This is a genomic window from Sphingomonas trueperi (assembly GCF_011927635.1).
GTDB classification, from domain to species: Bacteria; Pseudomonadota; Alphaproteobacteria; order Sphingomonadales; family Sphingomonadaceae; genus Sphingomonas; species Sphingomonas trueperi.
On the sequence record NZ_JAATJB010000007.1, the window covers coordinates 37956 to 53488 of the forward strand.

Sequence of the window (15533 nt, forward strand, 5' to 3'; positions counted from 1 at the left end):
GCCGCATTGCGCTGCCAGCTACGGACGGCACCGCCACGCGCGAAAGAGGGCGGCACGGCACTCTCCCCATAGCGCAGCGGCGCGAGCGACGTTGCGAACGCTTCGGCCCAGCCTCCTCTCAGCCGCCCTCTTCCGACGCAAGGGCGTCCGGTATCTTGCGCCAAGCGATGATCGCACCACAACCCCGCTTCGGCAAAAGCATCAAATTCGCCGGCACGGCCGCATGGTTCTTGCGGCGCACGCTTCGCAAATCCAACGAATGATTAGTTCCACTCGGACACAATCAACTTGACTCTCCTTTTCCTCGTAAATACCCTTCCACACAAACATAGCAAGAATCATTGTCATATCACTTGTCTGTCAAAAAATTGCCAGACTGTGATGCGCTGCGTACAAATCGGTCGCCCGTTTTAATGCCGCATTTCTCGCACATTTACAGATATTATCCGTAAAAGCGAAATACTCGGTCGGGGCGTCAGGATGAATCCCTTGGCAGATATGGTCGATACCGTGTTCGTGACCGTGCCCGGGTTGCGCATTATCGATAGAGGCGAGACGATTTCGGTAGCCAATCTGGCGGCGGGCACCGAGAAGAGCTTCCACCGGGATATAGTGGAACTTCTCGAATTTTTCGCGCGACCCAGGCCGCTTCATGAATGGTTCGGACGGGCGCAGGCTCAGGCGCGAGACGTGCCGACGGCGATCCGCCACGCGCTGCTGGTGGCGGCGGACCAGCTACTCACCCAGACCGCCGCCGCAATTGGCGGTCCGCTGACCCTGTCGAAACTCCTCGAACCGGGAAGCAAGCCCGACATCGTCCTCTTCGGCGCGCCGACCGATGTCGCATCGAGCGGTCGCGGTGGTGCACGTGCAGGCCCGTCCGAGATACGCCGCCACGCGCAGGTCCCGTTTGCCGCGCCTTCCGCGGCGGCTGGCAAGGACCGCGTCTGTCTCGATTTCGAGATGCGTCGATCCTATGCTGCCTCGCTTCCATCGGTCGGGGATCTTGGCGACGTCGCGGGACTGGTCGGCGAAGGCATCGCCAGCTATGGGCCGCGCCTCTCGCTGTTGAGCGAGATCCTCCTGTCGCAGGGCTGCGTGCCGGCGATGCTCGGCGGGGATCATTCCTGCACCGCCTTCGCGATCGAGGCGCATCTTCGCCACTGGCCGGCGCTGGGCATTCTCCATTTCGACGCGCATCACGATCTCTGGCCGCCCGCGGGCGCACAATTTCACTATGTCACGCACGCCAACGTGTTCCACCGCGCGCTGGCACGGCCGAACCTGCGCGTGTTGCGGCAGTTCGGGCTGCGCACGTTCGAAACGGCCGCTGCCGCCAGCCTGCACCACGACCCTCGAGTCGATTATGTCAGTGCGCGCGAGCTGCGACAGCTTTCGACGGATGCGGTTTTCGCCGGCCTGCCGCGGGACATTCCCTATTATCTGAGCTTCGACATCGACTGCATCGACCCGATCCATGCGCCGGAGACGGGCACCCCCCTCCCCGGCGGCATCAGCTATCACCAGGCACTCGACCTGGTGGACGCGGCGGCACAGCGATTCCGGCTGGTCGGCTGGGACATCGTCGAGGTGGGCCAGTCCGAGCGCGCGACCAACGGCGCCGCACTTTGCGCTGCGGGGCTGCTGCGCCGGTTGCTGCTTGCCGGCGTGCCCTTCGATCCCCTCGCCTCCTATACGCGGCGAACGACCGGTCCGGCGGAGGGGGCGACGGGAAGGACGGCGCCCACTGCGACGTCGGTACCGTCGTTGGAGCCTGCCGACCATGCATAGCCTGACCGCAGACCCCGTCGTCGAGCAGGGCAGCCTTGCCGCCGCGTTCGACCAGATCGCGCCGCTGCTGCCACCGCTGCTGATGTCCCCCACCAGCTTCGACCATAGCCGGCGGGTCGGCGCGCTGTTCCCGCTCCACGCCGTCCAGTTCTTCGGGTTCGAATGCCGCCTGGGGGAAGGCGCCGCGCAGTCGACCGATTGCGCGCTGAACCTTTCCCCGAAAGGGGCACGGCTGCTGGCCGCCGATGCGATCGGCTCGGGCACCGGCACCTGGCAACGCATCGGCCGTTTCTATCGGCATTGGCAGCAAACCCATGCCGATCCCTTTGCCGATGCCGCCTCGACCTGGCTGGAATTCGATGCGGGCGAGGCGGATCCCGCGCCGAACCTGCTGTTCGGCTATTGGCCCGACGAGCCGCAGACGGCGCGCCCCTGGGAGTGGATGCAGCACACGCTGTTCCCCGAACTGTTCGACGGCGCGTACAGTGCGGCGCTGCACGACAGCCTCGATCGCGCCTTCCGCGCCTGCCCGGCGGGCACCGGGGATTTCCAGATCGGGGTGATGCTGAGCCGGCCGATCCAGGCGGTTCGCCTGTGCATCTTCGACCTGCCGCTCGCCGCCGTGCCGGCCTATCTCGATGCGATCGGCTGGGCCGGGGATCGCGCCGCGCTCGACCATTGGCTGGCGGCGCTGGCGCCACATTGCGATTTCATCGGCCTGCACTTCGACATCGCCGCACAGGTGTTTCCGCATATCGGCATCGAGCCGAACTTCCGCTCGGGAAGCTGGTCGCGCCAGCCGCATCGCGAAGGTCGCTGGGCGGGGATCTGGCAGGCGCTGTCCGACGGCGGCGTGCTCACGCCCGCCAAGCATGCGGCGCTGCTCGACTGGACCGGGCATCAGCACGTCGTGCTGGACGGGGTGCCGCGGTTGCTGCTGCGCGGGCTGAGCCATGTCAAGCTGGTGCTGGCCGGGGATGGCCGCGCCCAGGCCAAGGGCTATTTCGGCATCGCGCTGCGCGACGTGGAGCAGGGCGGATGACGGCGCTGCTCGATCGGCAGGCGGACATCGGCGCCGCCGCAGCGCGTACCGTGGATTTCCTGCTGGCGCGGCAGGATCCAGGCGGCAGCTGGCGCGACTTCCTGCTGCCCGCGGGTCTCAGCGACAGCTGGGTAACCGCCTATACGGCCGAAGCCCTGCTCGGCGACGGAGAGGATACGGCACCGCGCGCCGCGGCGGAGCGAGCCTGGCGATTCCTGCGGGAACACAGCCTGCCAGAAGGCGGCTGGAGCTATAACCCAGGCGTCCCTGGCGATGCCGATAGCAGCCTCTGGGCCCTCCGCCTGGCCGATGGGCTGGCGCAGGCGGAATCGCCGGCGGCGCAGCGCGGCTTTGCGTTCCTGGCGCGCCATGTCCGGCCCGATGGCGGACTGGCCACCTATGCCGATCCCGCCGCCATTCGCGGCTATGTCGGCCTGCCCGCCTTCATTTCCTTTGACGGCTGGACGCAGTCGCACGCCTGCGTTTCCGCCGCCGGCGCGCACCTTGCTCCGCATGCGGATACGCTCGCCCCCTATCTGCTGGACCGGCAGGCGGACGATGGCAGCTGGCCCGCCTATTTCTGGTTCGACCGCGAATATGCCACGAGCGAGGCGGTGCGGGCACTGGCCAAGCTGGACGCCACGGCCCACCGCCCGGCGATCGAGCGCGCGACCGGCTGGCTGATCCGCCGGGCCTCGCTGTTGGCGGCGGCGCAGGGCGCGATCCGTCCGGCCTTTGCCCTTGCCTGCGCCACCCATGCGCTCGCGGAAGCATCCGATCAGGCGGACGCGCGCCGTGCCGCCCGCGCCGGTGCCGCTGCGCTCGCCGCGTGGCAGCGAGACAGTGGCGGATGGGGGCCGACCGCCCGGCTGCGGGTGCCCCCGCCGCACGCGATCGACCCGCCCGAGGACGTCCGTTGGACGCGCTGGCAAGGCATGCCCGCGGACCCACCGGCATCGCTGGAGGGGCTCGCCGCGACCTTTACCAATTTCAGCCCGGACCATCGCGGCATTTTCGGCGCGGCGACGGCGCTGCGCGCGCTGCGGGCGGTCACCAAGGGAGCAGCCGCGTGACTGCCGCGACGCTGCTCACGCGCGCGACCGACACGCTCGAGATCGGCACCTTCGTCGATCAGGGCCATTGCATGCTGCCCGGTGCCGCGCCGCGCGAGGCCGTTCTCGCCGCAGCAGCACCGCTTCGTGCCTATGTCGCCCAATGTCATGCCGAGCTCAACGGGTTTGAGCGGTCGCTGGGGGCAAGCGCGACCCGCACGGTGTTCAGCCTCGCCGCCGCGCCGGCGGCGGTGCGCAGCCTGGTCTGCGCGCCCGTGCTGGGCAGGATCGCCGCGCAGGCGCTGGGGGCGCCGGCGGTGCGCGTGCTCCACTTCAACGGCTTCTACAAGCCGGCCGGGGGCATGGCGACGCCCTGGCACCAGGACATGGGCTATATCCCCCTCGCCTGCGATGCCGTGGTGACGCTGTGGCTGCCGCTGGTGCCGGTTGGCGAGGACAGCGGCGCGCTGACCTTTGCCAGCGGTTCGCATCGCGCGGGGCCGATCGACCTCGCCGGCATCGAGACCCGCTATCCGCTTTTCACCAATCCGCCGATGCAGCCCGGCGACGTCTCGCTGCACAGCGGCTGGACCGCGCATCGCTCCGCGCCGAACCGGTCCGACCATCCCCGCGAGGCGCTGGCGATCAGCTATTTCCCCGATGGCGCGCTGGTCCGATCGGCCGAAGGCGGCCCGCCGATGATGGCGAGCCTGCTGGCAGCGGCACTGGGCGGCCTGGAACCCGGTGCGCCTGCCCGCGGCGACGCGGTTCCCCTGGTCTATCGCGACCCCGATATCGAAGCTGGAGGAGTGAGATCATGACGCTGCTCGTGGACCCGCCGCCCCTCGACGGCACGTTCGCCCTCGCGCCCGAGACGATCGCCAGCTTCCAAAGGGATGGCCATGTCCTGCTCCGCAACGTGCTCACGCCCGACGAGATCGCCGCCTATCGCCCCGCGCTGAAAGCGGCCGTCGCCCGCTCGAACGACGACCAGCACGCGATGGAGCAGAAGGTCGCCGGCAATGGCAAGAACTGGATGTTCGTCAACAATCTGTGGACGCTCGATCCGGTCGCGCGGCTGTTCGTGCTGGCGCCGCGGCTGGGGGAGATCGCCGCCGACCTGATGGGTGTCGATGCCGTCCGGCTTTTCCGCGACCAGAGCTATTTCAAGGGGCCGGGCGGCGCCAACACGCCGTGGCACCAGGACGCCTATTTCATGCCGCTCGATACCGATCAGATCGTCACCATGTGGATCCCGCTGACCGACATCGTGCCCGAACTGGCGCCGATGAGCTATGTCACCGGCTCGCATCGCCACGGCTTCATCGCGCCCTCGACCGGCGACGACGAAGCGATGGACGCGTTCGAGGCGGACATGCGCGCGCGGGGGCTTGCGATCCACAATTACGGCCGGCTCGACGCGGGGGACATCGCCGTGCACTCGGCCTGGACGATGCACAGTTCGCGCTCGAACACCGCCGAGCAGCTTCGCGAGGCGATCGTGATCGTGTTCTTCGCCGATGGCGCAAGGCTGGCAGCCGAGCGGCCGATGACCCGCGATGCCCCGCCGCAGGACTTTTTCGCGCGCCTGATCCGCAAGCAGAACCGCGACACGTCGCTACCCGGCCTCGCGCCGGGCGAGATCGCCGCCGGCCCGATGACGCCGCTGGTGTTCGCGCGCTGAACGCAATCCGGACCATCCATAAGAGGCACTCCGACATGAAGCTGGCCGCAACCGCTGCGCCCCATCTCCCCGCTCCGGCGGAGGCCGAGCCTTGCGCGCCCGAAGCGCTGCGCTTCGACGACCTGATCTTTCCGCTGTCCCGCGACGCATTCCTCGCCGACTATTGGGAGCGCAAGCCGTATGTCGCGCCGGCCCGATCGGCGAACATGTTTCGCGCGCTCTTCTCCAGCCGCGACGTCGACACCTTCATCCATTACCAGCGGCCCGAGCCCGGCAGCATCGACCTGGTCAGCGACGAAGGGTTCGTCCGCGACAATTTCCTCAACGCCGACGGCACCGCCAACCTCAATCTCGTCTACCAAAGCTATCTCAAGGGCAGCACGATCATCCTGAGCGGGCTGGAGATGCGCTGGCCGCCGCTCGCCACCTTCTGCCAGCAGCTCGAGGGCGACCTGAACCACCGGATAGGCGTCGCGGTGTACCTTACCCCGCCGCGCTCCAAGGGGGTGAAGCCGCATTTCGATACGCAGGAGGGATTTCTCGTCCAGGTCGACGGGACGAAGCGGTGGAAGGTCTATGCCCCGCTGCAGGAAGCACCGAAAGTGGAGGGATCGTACACGCCGGTCGACCGCGCCCAGCTCGGCGAGCCGATCCTCGACACGGTCCTGTCCCCCGGCGCGGTCCTCTATATCCCGCGCGGCTTCCCACACGAAGGGGTGGCCGAAGACGATAGCCCGTCGCTCCACATCACGCTGGAAATCCATGTCCGCTCCTGGTTCGACCTGATGCACGATGCGCTCGCCGCGCTCGCCGATCGCGACACCCGGTATCGACGCTCGCTGCCGCTGGGCTTCCTGCACGATGACGCCGCCATGGAGGCGCTGCGCGAGCAGTTCGAAGGGTTCAAGCAGCACCTCCAGCAGGAAGCGACGCTCGACGATGCCGTCCACAAGCATGTCGAGCATCTGGTCGTGGAGCGCCCGCCGCTGCCCGACGGGCATTTCGCGGTGCTGTTCGAGCCGATCCAGCTCGGCACCCGCCTTGAGCGGCGATCCATCACGCTCGCGCGCCTGATCGAAACGGAAGCGCAGGCCGGGCTGCAATTCTCCGGCAACAGCATCCTCGGCCCGGCGAAGATCCGCCCGGCGCTGGCCTACATCGCCGCGAACCCGCGCTTCGCCGTGGCAGACCTGCCGAGCCTGGCCGATCGCGAGAAGCTGGTCCTGGCGCGTCGGCTGGTCGCCATCGGCCTGTTACGGCTGGCGTAAGCGATGCTGCTGCTGGAACCCGAGCAGGATACGGCATCCCGACCGATCCTCGACAGCCTCACCGCGCCGATTTCCGCGCGCGCCTTTGTCGACGACTATTGGGAGCGCCGCTCCCTTGTCGTCCCGAGCGGTGATCCCGCGCGATTCACCCGTCTGTTCCGGCTGGAGGACATCGGGCGGCTTCTCCACTATCTGAAGCCCGCGCCGCCCGAGGGCATGCTGCTCGTCAAGGACAGCCAGCATTACGGGCAGCGCTGGACCAATGTCGACGGCACCCCGCGGCTCACCGCGGTGCGGGCGGCGCTCGGCGAAGGCTATTCGCTGATCGTCAACGGTATCGACAAGCTGTGGGAGCCCGTCGAGCGCTACGCAATGGCGTTGCAGGCCGAGCTGCAGCATCCGGTCGACGTCAATCTCTATGTCACGCCCCCGGGTGCGCGCGCCTTTTCGCACCATTGGGACATCATGGACGTGTTCATCCTGCAGGTCTCCGGCAGCAAGGCCTGGCAGGTTCGCACGGCGGCGACGGACCGGCCGCTGCGCGACGAACACGCCCCGGTGACCGGAGAATTGCCGCCGCTGGTGTTCGACGGCGATCTCACCGCCGGGGGCATGCTCTACATCCCGCGCGGCCACGTCCATTCGGCCGCCGCGACCGACTGCATGTCGGTACATCTGAGCATCGGCGTCCATCCGAGGACATGGCTGGATCTCCTGCAGGCCGGGATCAAGGCGGCGCGCGCGGACGAGCGGCTGCGCGGGGCGCTACCGCCCGGCTATCTGGACGGCAGCGGGATCCGCGAGGAATTCCGCGCGCTGGCCGCCGCCCTGCCCGCCTTGCTCGATCCCGATCGCGCGCTGGGGCAACTCGCCGAGGATTGGCTGGTCGAACGCGCGCCACCGCCCGGCGACGACTTCCTGCACGCGCCACCGGCGCTCGGCGAAGACACGATCGTCCGGGTGCGGGAGGGCATCGCCTGCCAGGTGTTCGAGGCAGCAGGCATGGCCTGCATCCGCTATTCGGGCGGGCGCATCGCCGGCCCGGCCAAGATCGGCCCGGCGCTCCACCATCTTTCCCGCCACCGCCGCGCCGCGATCCGCGACCTGGATCCCGGGCTGAGCCTGCGGGAGGCGCAGGTGCTGGCGACGCGGCTGGTGCGCGAAGGCCTGCTCGAGGTCGAACCCGTCGCCGAGCACCGGTACGATGGCTGACACCCCGGGGGAGGCATATCTGCGGCAGCTCGTCGTCGGTGCCGCGACCGTCGCCGAACGCCTGCACGGCCCCTTCCGCCCGGTCGACAGCCCGGCATCGGCCGAGCTCGCACAGGCCCGCCTGGCGCAGTGGCGCGCCAAGATCGGCGGGGCCGATCCCTCGGCCTTCGCCCGTCGGCTGGCCTGGCTCGACACCACGCCGGAAGCGGCGCAGCGCCGCCTCGGCCTGCTGCATCACACCGGGCCGCTGCCGGACTGGACCGACTGGATCACGCGGTCGCTCGCGGCGATCGAGCAGCATCCCACCAAGGTACCCGCCTGCCCCTTCGGTGCGCTGGTAGCGCCGTTCGTCGCCGAAGCGCGCCGCGCGCTCGCACCGGTGCTGGCGCCCGGCTTTACCGAGGCGGCGACCGACGCCCTGTTCGGCGACCTCGCCGAAGCGCTCAGCCATCTCGCCGCACCCGCTTTCTATCTGAAGTTCGCAGCCCGGCGCAGCGCCGCCGGGAGGGACGCGGCGGCAGCATCCTCGACCGCCTGCTATGACGCGTTCGTCGCGGAGATGCTCGCGGGCGGCATGCACGGCTTCCTGCTCGAATATCCGGTCCTGGCGCGGCTGCTCGCCACGACCCTCGCCGATTTCGTCGCCAACACCACCGCCATGGCCGAAGCGCTGGCCGCCGACCGGGCGGACATCGCCCGTATCTTCGCCGGCGGCAGCGCGCCGGGGAGGGTCGCGGGCCTCCGCACCTCGCTGTCGGACCGGCACAATGGCGGCCGCACCGTTTCGATCCTCACCTTCGAGCGCGGGCTGACGATCGTACACAAGCCGCGGAATATCGATGTGGAGCGGGCATGGTTCGCCTGGCTGGCCGACCTCAACGACAACGGTGCGCATTTCGGACTGCTGCGGGTATTGTCCCGCGAGAGCCATGGCTGGGTGGAATATGCCGCCCCTGCCCCCTGCGCGGATTCGGGTGATCTGCCCGCCTATTATCGGCGCGCCGGCATGCTGCTCGCGCTCCTCTACGCGGTCGAGGCATCCGACTGTTTCTTCGAAAACATCGTCGCGCGCGGGGCGTATCCGCTGCTGATCGACATGGAAACGCTGATGCATCCGGTGATCCGGGGCCCCAGCGATCTCTCCCCGGCCGAAGCGGTCGCCGGCGACATGCTGTTCAATTCGGTGTTTCGCGCCGGTTTCCTGCCGGCGTGGGAAATGGGACCAGCCGGGCACTGCGTCGACATCAGCGGCCTTGCTGCGGCACCGGGGCAGGTCACCTCCTATGTCCGTCGGGTCTGGCGGGACGCCGGTACCGACGCGATGACCCTCGCGCAGGAGCCGATCCTCGTCGACAGCAGCGACCATCTTCCATCGGCACACGGGGTACCGGGGCATGCCGCCGACCATGTCGACGCACTCGTGGAAGGCTTCGCGCACATCTATCGACGCCTGATGGCCGAGGCGCCGCGCTGGGCCGGGACCGGTGGCGACGGGCTGGCAAAGCGCTTCGCCGGCAGCGAAATCCGCTTCGTCTTCCATGCCACGCGGATCTACGGACTGGTCCTCAAGCGGCTGGGCGCCCCACGGCATCTGCGCGACGGTGCCGAACGCAGCATCGAGATGGACGTGATCAGCCGCTTCTACCTGGAAAGCCACAAGCAGATGCGCTTCCGCCCGCTGCTCGAAGCCGAGCTCGCGGCGCTCGAACGGCTGGATATCCCGAAGTTCGCCGTCCGCACGACCGAGCGCGGCTTGCGGCTGCCCACCGGCATCGCGCTCGACGACCTGTTCGAGCAATCGGCGATCGAGCGGGTGCAACGCCGCATCCGCTCGCTCGACGAAGCCGATCTGCAGCTGCAGCAGGAATTCATCCGCGCGTCGCTGGGGCTGGCGCAATCGGTGGTGCAGCATGTGCCCACGTCCGCGACTTCCGACGCGGAACCGACCCCAGCGGCGGCGCCGCGGGAGCTGATCGAAGCAGCGCGCAGGATCGGGGAGGAACTGGCGGGCAAGGCAATCCTGTCGGGCGGCGCGGGGACCTGGATCGCGCCGCAGCTCCTGCCGGGTGCCAATCGACACGAATTCCGCCCCCTGCGCATGGACCTCTATTCCGGCATCGCCGGCGTGGCGCTGTTCTTCGCCGCCCTGGCGCGCGTGACGGGATCGGGGCGCGACCTCGCCATCGCTGCCCTAGCGACACTGCAACGCCATCTGCACGCCGCAACGCCCGAACAACTGGTACGCGAAGGCTATACGCTCGGCGCCGCGACGGGTGCGGGCGCCTTCGTCGCGACGCTTGCCTGGTGCGGCGAACTGCTCGCACAACCCGACCTCTACGTCGAGGCCATCGCCTTCGGCAGCAGGATCAGCCCGGCCTGGATCCGCGACGACACGGCGTTCGACATCATGTCCGGATCGGCCGGCGCGATCCTGGGATTGTTGTGCCTGCACCGCCGCTGTCCCGATCCGGTGCTGCTCGACAAGGCCCTACAGTGCGGCGACCACCTGCTGGCCAGCGCGATCCGGAGCGGTGCGGGAATCGCCTGGCCCGCTCCCGGCGGAGGACCTCCGCTGACCGGCTTCTCGCATGGCGCGGCCGGTATCGCCGCTGCCCTCGACCGGCTGGCGAGGGCAACCGGCGAGGCGCGCTTCGCGGCCGCGGCGGCGCAAGCGATCGCGGCGGAGAACGACGCCTTCGATCTGGCCGAGGGCAATTGGCGCGACCATCGCCATGGCGGCGGCGACCTTGCGACCGCGCCGCGCTATATGACGACCTGGTGCCACGGCGCGCCCGGGATCGGCATCGGGCGTGCGTCGCACGGGGCACCAGCCGAGCACCGGCGCGATCTGGAAGTCGCGCTCCGCACGACAGAACGCCACGGCATCGGCGATCGCGACGGACTGTGCTGCGGCGCGCTCGGCCGGGCCGAGCTTTTCCTGCTGCCGGCGGCCCGCCTGCTCGATCCTGCGGCGCCCGCACGTGCGCAGGCCTGGGCCGGCCAAGTACTCGCGCGGCGGCGCCAGGCGGGCGGCTACCGGCTGGCCGGACGCGGGGGGCAGGAGTTTTTCGACCCCTCTTTCTTCCAGGGATTGTCAGGCATCGGATACCAGTTGCTGCGGATCGCCGCGCCGCAGACGCTGCCCTCGGTCCTTGGCTGGGAATAGCGCCATGGATGCGCAGAGCCTGCACGCGGTGGAGGATGCGGCCTGCGCGGCACCGGCAGAGGATGCGGACCGGCTTCTGATCGATCGGGCCTTGCGCGCCTTCGACCAGATCTGCGTGCACCTGCCCGATCGGCGTGCCCAAGGAATCGATCCGCTGGCTCGGTTGCGGGCACTCGCTGCCAACCCGCCCGCGCCGCGTACCCACTTGTATCGCGCATTGATGGGAGTCTTCGCGGCGTTCGGGGATCGCCACACCCGCCTCGTCCTGCCGCCCGCCGAGAGCCAGCGCTTCGCCGCCCTGCCCTTCACCGTCGCCGCATGCTGGGACCAGGGGGGCATGACGTTGCTCGTCACCGGATCCGCCGACCCGCGGCTCCGGCGCGGGGACCGGCTCCATGCCTGGAACGGCCAGCCGATCGTAGCGGCGCTGGATGCCCATGGCACTGGGCAACTCGGCGCGAACAGCGAAGCTCGCCGCGCCAAGGCGATCCAGACGCTCACGATCCGGCCGCTCGGCCTCCTTCCACCGCCCGAGGAGCAGGCCGTCGCCATCGAGGTGGAAACGGCCTCGGGTGCCCGCAGCATGACCGTCGAATGGCAGGTCGCGAGCGCCGAGGAGCTGGCCCGCGCATGCGCCGCCTGGATTCCGCCCGAACCGGACTTCGAGGCGGTCACCGGCGACCTGCGCCATCGACGGATTGCCACGCCGGGCGGGGATATCGGCTGGATTCGCATCGCCTCGCTCCAGGCGCCGGCCGACCCTTTCCTGCCCATGCTCGCCGAGGTGCTGGATCGCCAGCCTCGCACGGGCGTGGTGATCGATCTGCGCGGCTGCGAGGAAGGCTTTGTCCAGACCGGCGAACGCATGCTCGGCCTGTTCACCGATCGACCGATCACACCCCTCGGCTTCGCGCTGCGCTCGACCGACTGGATGCGCGATCTCGCGAACCACTGCGCAGCCTTGGCGCCCTGGCGCGAGCCGATCGAGGCCGCCAGGCGGGCCGGCACCTCCCACACCGCCACGCGCCCGCTCACCCCGTCGCCGACCATCGGCCCGCACGTCCGGCCCTATCCCGGGCCGGTGATCGTGCTCGTCGATGCGCACACCTACAGCACGGCGGAGATGTTCGCCGCCGGCGTGCAGGACCACCGCATTGGCAAGGTGATCGGAGTCGCGCCGCGCACGGGCGGCGGCGGCGGCGCGGCCTGGTCGCAGCAGCTGATCCACCGGCTGAGCGGCGACCCGTTGTTCGCGCCGGACGAGGACGCCGCCAGCCTGCGGGTCGCCGTGCTGCGATGCCACCGTACCGGCGCGCAGGCCGGACGGCCCATCGAGGGCGGAGGTGTCGTGCCCGATGCGGTCCATGCCCTGACCCGGCGGGACCTGCTGGAAGGCGAGGCCGACTTGATCGAACGGGTGATCCACGAATGCAAAATGATGCAGTGAGCAACGGCTATCACGATACCGGTTTCGCCCATCTTCGCGGTGTGCTGGACCCGGCATTGGTCGCCGCCTGGCGACCGCAGCTGATGGAGGCCGCCCACGATTTGCCCAACCGCGCGAGCGGGCAGGAAATCGCAGCGGTATTCGAACCCCATCGCGCGGCGCCGGCGATCGCGCACATCCTCACCGCGCCGGCGCTCGGCAGAATTGCGGCAGACTGGCTGGGGACCGAGGCGGTCCGGCTCGTCGCGGCGGCCGCCTATATCAAGCCGCCGGGCGCTCCGGCCACCTTCTGGCACCAGGACCTGTGGTTCTTTCCGATCGTCGATGCGACGATGCTGACGCTCTGGCTCCCGCTCGCCCCGATCGATGCAGCGCTCGCGCCGATGGTCTACGCCGCCGGATCGCATCGCGACGGGTTCACCGAAGCATCGTACGACACGCCACCGGAAGGAAAACTGCTGCTTCGCGCGGCGCCGATGGCGCTTGGCGACGTTGCGATCCACGATGGCTGGACGCTGCATGCCTCGGATCCAAATGGCGGAATGACGGCGCGCGAGGCAGTCGGCCTGTCCTATATTCCGGCCGATACCCGCTTCGCGACGCGGGATGCCCTGCAAGCCTCGCCCGCGCGCTGGCAGTGGCTGGCGCCGTATCTGGACGACGCCAATTACCGCGAGGGCGCGCCGGTGGACGGGCCGGCGTGCCCCGCCATCGCCTTGTCCTGATCGGCGCACAGGGTCGCCCTGCGCTCGAAGCGCAGATCCCAGACGCGCTCGGTGCTGACCAGCATCGCCGCGACCGCGCCGGCCGCGTCGCGTTCGAAGCGGATCGAGAGGCCACCCGCACAGGCGAAGTCGTCCTGCCTCAACGGCATCAGCGGGTGCGCGCCGCGCCGGCCGCGGTCCAGCACCAGCGCCTCACCTTGCAGCGCTACCCGGTACGCGACATCCAGTTCCGCGCTGTCGTAGATCCCGACATAGTCCGTGACGGGTGCCGGCGTCCCCGCGGCTTCGGGAGGCACCGCCTCCAGCGAGGCCGTCTGGGTGCCGCCATAAAAGGTCCGGAATTGCATCGGCGCACCGGGTTCCACCAGGAATTCGCAGGTCGCATCCAGGCCGAGGAAAGCAAAGCTCGCCGGGCCGGTGGGTGCGAGCTCATAGTCGGGGCCGCCCGGCGGACAGAGAAACAGGCGGCCGTCGCGGTAGCGCACCTCGACGCGATCCTGCCCCCCCGGCTCGCGATAGCTTCCGCAAAAGGCGAGCAGCGCATCGCCCGCCGGCATCTCCGCTCCCACCGCACGGCTCGCTTGCGCGGGCGCGGCGGCACGATCCGCGGCGGCCCCGAACGCGTCGGCCAGCAGATGATCGGCGATCTTCCGGGCGATCTGGCCCGGTGGCGCGGTTGCCGTGTTGCAGAAGATCGCGACGGCCAGGCGCTGCACCGGAAAGCGCAGATAATGCGCGCGGAAGGCAGCATCGCCCCCGGCATGTTCCGCGACCTCCAAGCCTCGATAGCGTCCGATCGCCAGGCCGAAGCCATAGCCGGTCGACTGCCCGTCGTTGAGCAGACCGGGGCGATGCATCGCCGCGATCAATGCCTGCGAACAGATTTGCGGCTGCAGCAGATGCTGCTCCCAGGCGGCGAAATCGGCGACGGTGGTGAACAATCCCGTCGGCCCCGCCGTCGCATAGGCGGGGTTGTTGATGCGCAGCGTGCCGTCCGCCGCGCGCGCATACGCATCGGCCCGCCCCTGCAGCGGCAGGTCGAAGGCATCGCGGAAACAGGTTCGGTGCATCCCCAGGGGCACGAACAGCGCCTCGTGCGCAAAGGCCCGCAACGCCATGCCGGTGACGCGCTCGATCGCCGCGGCAAGGATCGTGTAGCCGCTATTGATGTATTGGAAGCGCGTGCCCGTCGCGAAGTTCAGCGCGCGCTGCCGGCCGCATAGCCCAAGGATATCGGCGTCGTGCTTCACGTCCTCGTGCCGCCAGCCCGCCAGATCGAGCAGCCCCCATTGATCGCGCAGCCCGCTGCAATGGTGGAGGATCTGGCGCGGCGTGATCTCTCGTGCGATCGGGATTTCCGGGAACAGCGCCCCGAGCGGCTGATCGAGGTCCAGCATCCCGCGCTCGGCAAGCAGGGCGACGCAGAACGCCGTCACCTGCTTCGACAGCGACGCGACATGGAAGACCGTGCCGGGCGTTATCGGCATGCCATGCTCGACATTGGCCAGGCCGAAGCCGCGCAGCAACAGCGGCTGGCCGTCCCGATAGATACCCAGCGCCGCACCCGGCCCATCGTTGGTGGCCCAGGCAAACAGGCTGGTCAGGAAATCAGGACCAATATCGGCTAGAGCCATATCGGTGCAAACACGCGGAACGGGAAATGGGGGAGCGTCACAACAACGCCCCTCCATTCCATCAACGCCTGCCATCCGGGGCGTGCCTGGATTGCACGTCGCCGCTCAGCACCCCTTGTTGCAATTGGCACCCCAGGAGCACGATCCTTCCGCCATCTGCAACAGCTGCTCGTCGGTCAGTTCCTCGCCTAGCATCAGATCGATCTTGGCTTCTTCCACGCGCTCCACGCCCGTGTCGACGCCCGTATTTGATTGCACGTTCATGCGTAATTCTCCCTCAAACCAAATTGCGCTGGCAGGGACTCATCTCACCTCGACGCCCTGATCCGGACCAAAACGGGATCCTTTCGCTTCTCGGTCTCAGCAACCGCCCCGAGCGAGACCCCAATTGCCTCCTCGCGTTGCGGGGGCGACGGATCGGGCGTAGGAGTGGGCTCTTGTCAGTGCGTCTTGGTAGTATCTGCCGAACTGCCAGCAATAGGAGCATCCGGCTTCCCCAATAGCTTGCCTGC

Annotated in this window: 12 protein-coding genes; 10 read left to right on the top strand and 2 right to left on the bottom strand. The window is 68.8% G+C overall.

The features are described 5' to 3' along the window. The first annotated feature begins 498 nt into the window (after nt 1-498). The 10 genes from GGR89_RS12480 to GGR89_RS12525 are packed head-to-tail and all read left to right on the top strand — an operon-like array spanning nt 499 to nt 13387. Nucleotides 499-1791 (top strand): arginase family protein, encoded by a 1293-nt coding sequence (locus GGR89_RS12480; RefSeq protein ID WP_241217999.1) that lies wholly within the window; start codon nt 499-501, stop codon nt 1789-1791. Further along, nucleotides 1784-2833 (top strand): hypothetical protein, encoded by a 1050-nt coding sequence (locus GGR89_RS12485; RefSeq protein ID WP_125976738.1) that lies wholly within the window; start codon nt 1784-1786, stop codon nt 2831-2833. Before GGR89_RS12480 ends, GGR89_RS12485 begins: the two co-directional genes overlap by 8 nt. Continuing rightward, on the top strand, nt 2830-3906 hold the full coding sequence (locus tag GGR89_RS12490; protein WP_125976737.1) for a prenyltransferase/squalene oxidase repeat-containing protein: 1077 nt from the start codon (nt 2830-2832) through the stop codon (nt 3904-3906). Before GGR89_RS12485 ends, GGR89_RS12490 begins: the two co-directional genes overlap by 4 nt. Further along, nucleotides 3903-4706: a phytanoyl-CoA dioxygenase family protein gene (locus GGR89_RS12495; protein ID WP_125976736.1), complete on the top strand. Its 804-nt coding sequence runs from the start codon at nt 3903-3905 to the stop codon at nt 4704-4706. The genes GGR89_RS12490 and GGR89_RS12495 overlap by 4 nt, the downstream gene beginning before the upstream one ends. Then, on the top strand, nt 4703-5569 hold the full coding sequence (locus GGR89_RS12500; RefSeq protein WP_125976735.1) for a phytanoyl-CoA dioxygenase family protein: 867 nt from the start codon (nt 4703-4705) through the stop codon (nt 5567-5569). Before GGR89_RS12495 ends, GGR89_RS12500 begins: the two co-directional genes overlap by 4 nt. A 35-nt stretch (nt 5570-5604) precedes the next feature. Further along, nucleotides 5605-6837: a cupin domain-containing protein gene (locus tag GGR89_RS12505; RefSeq protein ID WP_125976734.1), complete on the top strand. Its 1233-nt coding sequence runs from the start codon at nt 5605-5607 to the stop codon at nt 6835-6837. A 3-nt stretch (nt 6838-6840) separates the two neighbouring features. Then, the gene (locus tag GGR89_RS12510; RefSeq protein ID WP_125976733.1) at nt 6841-8049 is read left to right on the top strand and encodes a cupin domain-containing protein; all 1209 of its coding nucleotides are present in this window, start codon (nt 6841-6843) and stop codon (nt 8047-8049) included. Beyond that, nucleotides 8042-11215 (top strand): type 2 lanthipeptide synthetase LanM family protein, encoded by a 3174-nt coding sequence (locus tag GGR89_RS12515; RefSeq protein WP_125976732.1) that lies wholly within the window; start codon nt 8042-8044, stop codon nt 11213-11215. Before GGR89_RS12510 ends, GGR89_RS12515 begins: the two co-directional genes overlap by 8 nt. Nucleotides 11216-11219: 4 nt before the next feature. Continuing rightward, a complete protein-coding gene (locus GGR89_RS12520) occupies nt 11220-12662 on the top strand; it encodes a S41 family peptidase (RefSeq protein ID WP_125976731.1) in 1443 nt (480 codons plus the stop codon). Next, nucleotides 12644-13387, top strand: coding sequence for a phytanoyl-CoA dioxygenase family protein (locus GGR89_RS12525; RefSeq protein ID WP_164542681.1), 744 nt, complete (start codon nt 12644-12646; stop codon nt 13385-13387). The genes GGR89_RS12520 and GGR89_RS12525 overlap by 19 nt, the downstream gene beginning before the upstream one ends. Here the strand turns inward: GGR89_RS12525 and GGR89_RS12530 are convergent. Both GGR89_RS12530 and GGR89_RS12535 read right to left on the bottom strand, forming a co-directional pair. Further along, complete coding sequence (locus GGR89_RS12530) at nt 13330-15021, bottom strand: serine hydrolase domain-containing protein (protein ID WP_164542680.1); 1692 nt, start codon at nt 15019-15021, stop codon at nt 13330-13332. The genes GGR89_RS12525 and GGR89_RS12530 overlap by 58 nt on opposite strands. A 105-nt stretch (nt 15022-15126) precedes the next feature. Next, a complete protein-coding gene (locus tag GGR89_RS12535; RefSeq protein WP_164542679.1) occupies nt 15127-15285 on the bottom strand; it encodes a hypothetical protein in 159 nt (52 codons plus the stop codon). Nucleotides 15286-15533: the final 248 nt, after the last annotated feature.